At 56.5% G+C, this 5244-nt stretch carries 8 protein-coding genes; 1 reads left to right on the plus strand and 7 read right to left on the minus strand.

From position 1 onward, the window contains the following. Positions 1 to 3 precede the first annotated feature (3 nt). From VGG64_28440 to VGG64_28455, 4 genes are read right to left on the minus strand one after another with little or no spacing between them, the layout of a single operon-like run. Positions 4 to 225: a hypothetical protein gene (locus VGG64_28440; GenBank protein ID HEY1603563.1), complete on the minus strand. Its 222-nt coding sequence runs from the start codon at positions 223 to 225 to the stop codon at positions 4 to 6. A gap of 56 nt (positions 226 to 281) precedes the next feature. Continuing rightward, positions 282 to 806 carry a hypothetical protein gene (locus VGG64_28445; GenBank protein ID HEY1603564.1) on the minus strand — a complete coding sequence of 175 codons (525 nt, stop codon included), beginning with the start codon at positions 804 to 806 and terminating at the stop codon, positions 282 to 284. Between the two features lie 54 nt (positions 807 to 860). Continuing rightward, positions 861 to 1103 carry a hypothetical protein gene (locus VGG64_28450; GenBank protein HEY1603565.1) on the minus strand — a complete coding sequence of 81 codons (243 nt, stop codon included), beginning with the start codon at positions 1101 to 1103 and terminating at the stop codon, positions 861 to 863. 15 nt (positions 1104 to 1118) lie between these two features. Next, complete coding sequence (locus VGG64_28455) at positions 1119 to 2060, minus strand: hypothetical protein (protein ID HEY1603566.1); 942 nt, start codon at positions 2058 to 2060, stop codon at positions 1119 to 1121. A 507-nt stretch (positions 2061 to 2567) separates the two neighbouring features. On the opposite strand from VGG64_28455, the gene VGG64_28460 reads away from it, so the two are divergent. Beyond that, positions 2568 to 4103, plus strand: a complete 1536-nt coding sequence (locus tag VGG64_28460; GenBank protein HEY1603567.1) for a hypothetical protein — start codon at positions 2568 to 2570, stop codon at positions 4101 to 4103. A gap of 69 nt (positions 4104 to 4172) precedes the next feature. On the opposite strand, the gene VGG64_28465 is transcribed toward VGG64_28460, so the two are convergent. The 3 genes from VGG64_28465 to VGG64_28475 are packed head-to-tail and all read right to left on the minus strand — an operon-like array spanning position 4173 to position 5201. Further along, positions 4173 to 4445, minus strand: coding sequence for a hypothetical protein (locus tag VGG64_28465; protein HEY1603568.1), 273 nt, complete (start codon positions 4443 to 4445; stop codon positions 4173 to 4175). Between the two features lie 2 nt (positions 4446 to 4447). Continuing rightward, positions 4448 to 4756, minus strand: a complete 309-nt coding sequence (locus tag VGG64_28470) for a hypothetical protein (protein ID HEY1603569.1) — start codon at positions 4754 to 4756, stop codon at positions 4448 to 4450. Next, complete coding sequence (locus tag VGG64_28475; GenBank protein HEY1603570.1) at positions 4728 to 5201, minus strand: hypothetical protein; 474 nt, start codon at positions 5199 to 5201, stop codon at positions 4728 to 4730. Before VGG64_28475 ends, VGG64_28470 begins: the two co-directional genes overlap by 29 nt. Positions 5202 to 5244: the final 43 nt, after the last annotated feature.

Raw genomic sequence — 5244 nt, forward strand, 5'->3', positions numbered from 1 at the left:
TAATTAGGCGGAGTTGACGATGATTACACCGACCACCCAGCCGGCGAAGCCTCCGCCCAACGTACACCAAAGCCAGTTCCAGCCGCCAAGCTCGCGAGGGTACGCCTGCACTCCCGCGACGTACCCGATAACCAACCCAGCAATCAGACAGAGGACGACCGCAAGCGAACCGGTACTGTCGCCACCCCTGCCGCTGTTACCCCTGTTCGTGTCATTCGTGTCCATATCTTGCACCTATCGGGCGATTCGACTGCCGCCTTGGCCGCGACTGACCAACGCGATCAACTGCCACTGCTGCCTATCGCAGCGCCGATTTCTGCGCCAACCAGGAACGCCTTCCACATTTCCTTCCAATCCATCATTTGCAACGCTGCACGATAGGGATGATCGATGGTGTACGACAACGACAGTTCCATTTCGCGTCCATGAAGCTTGGTAAACAGAACATCATCGAACTTCCAGCGACCGTCATGTTCAAAGCAAAAGAAGCCGGCCCCGTCTTTTTGGCTAAACGCAAAGTAACACTTGTCGCCTTCGACTCGGGCTGGCCCAATCGTCAACTGCGGCTGATCGCTCGGTCCATCTTTAGCTTGTATGCAAGCAGTCGCCACTTTGTATCCCTTTGCAGTCACGAATTCCTTGCGAGTATCGAGGTCAGCCTGACTATTGATTTCCTGTACGATCCTAAGCGCGTACTCTGGACTTGCATGAACATGCGATTGCCATGCTGCGAACGCAACAATCACGCTGGACATGATGCCCGCTGCCCACGCGAACCGTCGGGTATTGGTGGTCATTTTGAGCATTGCATTGCCCTCGTAGTGTGGAGGCACATCGATCAAATAAGCTAAGCTGGCGAATTACTTCACCGGCCGCACGTCGTCGAACGATCCATCTGAACCGACGCTCGCAGTCCAGTTGCCGCCGTTTTCTGTCTTGTATTGCACCCGACCATCGACGTTTTGCGCAGAGCCTTCGATAATCGTGCCGTGAGGAGTGACCGTTTTGCCGCCATGCTTCAGATCGAACACCTTTGCTGGTGACTTTTTGCAACCTGCAACAAGTATTGCGACCAACAGAACGCCAGAAAGAACAAGTCGCATTTAAAGTAATTCCAATTAAAGCCAAGGGACGACTGAGTCGGCGTAATGATCCGCAACATCGGCGAGCGACTGCTCCTGCCAATCATGGAGAGCATCCAGGCGGCGCCGTATTTCTGACTCGAACTCAGCACCAACGCGGTTTCCAAGGAGCGCGAGACGGCCAGAGATGGCTCGCTGAAGATCAGGCTTCGGGTCTGCCAGTAATCCACAGACGTACTGAAAGACGTGCTGAAGCGAAACGAAAATGAAGGTTGGCAGCGCGAGGGCGACCTGCAACGGGTTCGCCAGATCGAATTCCCCGAGCAGTCCGTTGGCATGAATCAGCGTCAGCGGGAAGAGCATGATGGCTGATGCGCCAATCTTGCCCAGGGTTTCGCCAGCCGCAGGATGCTGAGCCGATGCTTTGGCCTGGGCAATTGCTTCGCTGACGTGCTGCGCGATCAACTTCTCGGTCGTTTGCAAAAGCTGATCGACCGGGATAGGCTTTTTGTAATCGGTAATCTGGAGCTGCCACTTAGCTCCTATTGACTCGCAGCACTCGTTCCAGTCTCGGTCGATTTCCTGCCCCGCCTCATCTGCTATGAGCTGAACGCGAGTCAGGATTTCTGAATCGGTGACCACTTTGCCGCAGAACGAGACCAGAAGCAGGTTGTTCTGATCTTCTGGGGTTCGGCAGGCATGTAGCTTTTCGCGGTAGCTGTTCGAGCAGATATGCTCTACGAATTGCTCAACCCGAAGGCACTTCGCATGAAACCACTGTTTGATTTCAGCCGTAGCCCGGCTTGGGATTGTTAGCTGCTCCTCGCGAACCTTACGAGCAAGCACGGGCGATGACTGGCTGATGAGGGCGCTAGACAGTTGATGCCGAGCAAATGCTCTCCGGGTCCAAATGGTTCCGCCCACCAGGCCAATTGCCGCAGCCGGCGTGGCACCTTGCAGAAACATGCGTCTGTTCATAGATCGGCCCTTTCGTGAAGCCAAGCGTGGTGGGCGTCCAGAGAAAGCTTGGATTCAAGCGCAATAAAAGAGGCGCTGAACCAAGCCTGCTCATCCGAGCCCCGCCAAGGGCTAGCAGAACAGCACTTGGCCAGCGCCCTTTCGGGCGCGGCACAAGTACTGCCTCTGCTGAATACAAGAGCCTTTCGGCTCAGGTTGGCGGTTTCGGATGAAGCAGTCTGACGCACGCGTCAGTTCAAATTTTCAGTCCAGCCGCATCGCGGCCGGTCAAATTCGGTTCTTTCTCCTGGTCTGGTCATCGCCGCCCAGGTTAGGGCGGCACCCCGCCATCTTACTCTGAGCGGGCGGCCGATCAACGATTTCGCGGCGGTCGAAAGGCTGGCGCAATCGTGTGCAGCCGCCCAGAAGGGCAAAAATCGCCTGCAAAGCCTGCAACGCCGGGAAATCGCCCGAGTGCTCGGCGCAGCCAACTGGCCTGCTAAAATGCCGGAGTTTGTGGAGAGCACCATGTCTTCGGAACTCGTCAGTGCTCTGGCTGCCCTAGTTGATCGACTGGCTCAATTGGCAGCGGAAGATGCGGTCCTCCGCACGCAACTTCGCGAGGTCGCCAAGGCTTTTTTGGCAACCACAGAGAATGGTCAGCCGGTAAATCAGGTCAGCCCCGAATTGGCGGTGGATTCGGCATCAGAAACGCTGGCCCAGGTTGTACCGGTGGAAGAAACCGTCCACGCTCAATCAGCACTGGCAGAGCGGGAAATTCTTCCTGTGTTGACCTTCGGTTCCAAGACGGCCTCGGCCGTGGAACCGCCGAAGCCTATCAGGCCCGTTTCGGCACCGCCTACCACCGAAGCCGACTTACCTTTGATCGAGGCACGTTGCCGAATCAAGGCCGAAGGCTCGCGTTGGGCGGCAACCCGGCAACGACGGCTGACCGAAGGAGCCAATTACGGGAACGAGATCGAACCGAAAGATCGGGAAATCATCGAAAAGGCCAAGAGCATTGAAGGCTGCTATTTGTGGATGAACAGTCGCAATTCTCCGATCCCTTCCGACCTGGGCCAATGGGAAGATGTCGCCGGTTGCTTTGAAGCCGTAGCCAATGGCATTGCCTTAATTCGGATAATCCTTGCCGAGCGACCCTCGTCTCGGGCACTCCTCGAGAAAGCGATGGACTTGCTGGCGGAGGCGCAGTCCACTTTGCGTTGCGCGGTTCAAGCGATTGAGGACGACCGCACTGATTCCGATCAGACTAACATCTTCAACTGGCTTAAGCTGACGACGGCCCAAGAGCAGATATTCATTCAGCGGTACATGCGGGCTGACGACCCTGCTGATCCTGCCACTTGGTCGAACATTGCGGTTCGAATCGAGACTCTGGACTCGCGGCTACGCAACGCTCAGCAGCAACGGAAACAGCAGGAAAGCCAGTTCCGCAAAATCCGTTACCATCTCAAGCCGATCCAGGCGGGAAAGGGAACCGACCATGACTGGCGGACCATTATCAACGCCGTGGCTGAAATGGTGGACAACGGGCTGCCACCAAGCAACGTCGAACTGCGCGAGCTGCTAGTGCCGGTGATCGAAGAGATGCCCGATTCAGACGACGTACCGGTGGCGTTTCAGCGAGTATTGCAGGAGATCGACCGATTTCTGGCGTCTCGGCCCGCCGAACAGGAAGCGAGGCTCTTGCAACCAAGTGCCGAAGTGCGAGAAGTTGCTGGATTGCTTAACGGCCGGTCGGCGCTATTGATCGGCGGCCTGCGTCGTCCATCCGCCAAAGAGGCTCTGGAATCAGCGTTCGGGCTGAAAGAACTTATCTGGTTTGAAGTGAGAGAACATGAGTCTTCGAGTGTCTTTGAACCATACGTTGCTCAAGCCGATATGGCCGTGGTTCTTCTGGCAATTCGTTGGTCCAGCCACTCATATGGCGAGGTCAAAAAGTTCTGTGAAGAGCATGGAAAAGCGTTTGTGCGATTGCCAGGAGGCTACAACCCAAACCAAGTAGCGATGCAGATTATGGAGCAAACCAGAGGTCGGTTGTGATCGTCTGGACTGGTTCTTTCGGCAGGCTGGCGGGGACGTTCGCAAGGAGATGGCTGGCGGTGGCATAGTTCACTCGATGCCTTCGTCCTTGAACCATTGAGCCAATCCTTTCTCAAGCGACGCCATCGCCTCGGCCAACGTGCTGGGCTTGCCGTCCTCGAACACCATCCCTCCGTAGTCCAACGCCCGAACGATGAAGCCGAAACCGTCCTGATCGCCGATCTCAATGTGGCCGTAGCCTTGAACCCATTTGGCGATGGCTGGGAAGTCCCGTTCGACGGAAGCCAGCACTGCGATTGTCCCGGTCATCTTCTTTACGCTTCTGGCTGCCTTCTTCGCCACGGTCATTTCCTCGTTCGTTTCGCTTTGGATTTCCTCGCCACGAACTCGGACTCATCGCCCTGATGAAAGAAGATCATGCCGTGTAGTTCGTTGGCCTTTTCAAGCGTGGCCCAGCCTCGGCCCTGAGCGTCGTGCATTTCGTCGTTGCCTTCCCAAGTCCATTCGACGAGCGGCCCACCGTCCCGCTGCGTGATGCGGCAGTCCATGAAGCCGTGAACGTAGCCGAAGTGAAACTCGCCGCTCAAACGGTTATCGAACTCGAAGTAAGCTTGGTCCTCCTCGTTAATGTACTCGTCGTCCCAGTTCGACATGGAAGCAATGCGCCAGAGGCCGATGAAGGGGTTCGGTGCAGCGGCCTTTTTCGGCATGGTTCAATCGTCCACCAAATCCTTGAAATGCGCTAGCCCTGCTCACCACCGACCCTTGCCACACCTCGGCCTTTCGGCTCCAGCCATTCATTTGGACGATCCCCAAGCTCGCCACGGAGGGATAGCCGTTCTGGTAATCATCCAACAGGCTGCCCGAAACCGCCTTAACGAAATGGTACTGCCACCCGCCGCCGACCTTTCGCAGTTCGTATCGGGCCACAGTCGAAGTCGAACTCGGCGGCCCCAGCTTCTTCCCCTTTAGCAGCGGCAGCATGTTCTCGTTCACCGGCAGAGCCAATCGTTCGATGATCGGCGGATTGGTGAACGCCTGCCTGCGGCCGTCGTAGGGACCACCGACGAACTGGATTTTGACCGTCCGATGCTTCATCGCTGGAACTCAATCTGCCTTCCTTCGGCGACCTCACGCTCTG

The organism is Pirellulales bacterium (assembly GCA_036490175.1).
Classification (GTDB): domain Bacteria; phylum Planctomycetota; class Planctomycetia; order Pirellulales; family JACPPG01; genus JACPPG01.

What these genes read in the sequence shown, in the direction of transcription:
- VGG64_28450 (HEY1603565.1), bottom strand. Translation starts at nt 1,103, where the DNA reads ATGCGACTTGTTCTTTCTGGCGTTCTGTTGGTCGCAATACTTGTTGCA.
- VGG64_28440 (HEY1603563.1), bottom strand. Translation starts at nt 225, where the DNA reads ATGGACACGAATGACACGAACAGGGGTAACAGCGGCAGGGGTGGCGAC.
- VGG64_28475 (HEY1603570.1), bottom strand. Translation starts at nt 5,201, where the DNA reads ATGAAGCATCGGACGGTCAAAATCCAGTTCGTCGGTGGTCCCTACGAC.
- VGG64_28470 (HEY1603569.1), bottom strand. Translation starts at nt 4,756, where the DNA reads ATGTCGAACTGGGACGACGAGTACATTAACGAGGAGGACCAAGCTTAC.
- VGG64_28455 (HEY1603566.1), bottom strand. Translation starts at nt 2,060, where the DNA reads ATGAACAGACGCATGTTTCTGCAAGGTGCCACGCCGGCTGCGGCAATT.
- VGG64_28445 (HEY1603564.1), bottom strand. Translation starts at nt 806, where the DNA reads ATGCTCAAAATGACCACCAATACCCGACGGTTCGCGTGGGCAGCGGGC.
- VGG64_28460 (HEY1603567.1), top strand. Translation starts at nt 2,568, where the DNA reads ATGTCTTCGGAACTCGTCAGTGCTCTGGCTGCCCTAGTTGATCGACTG.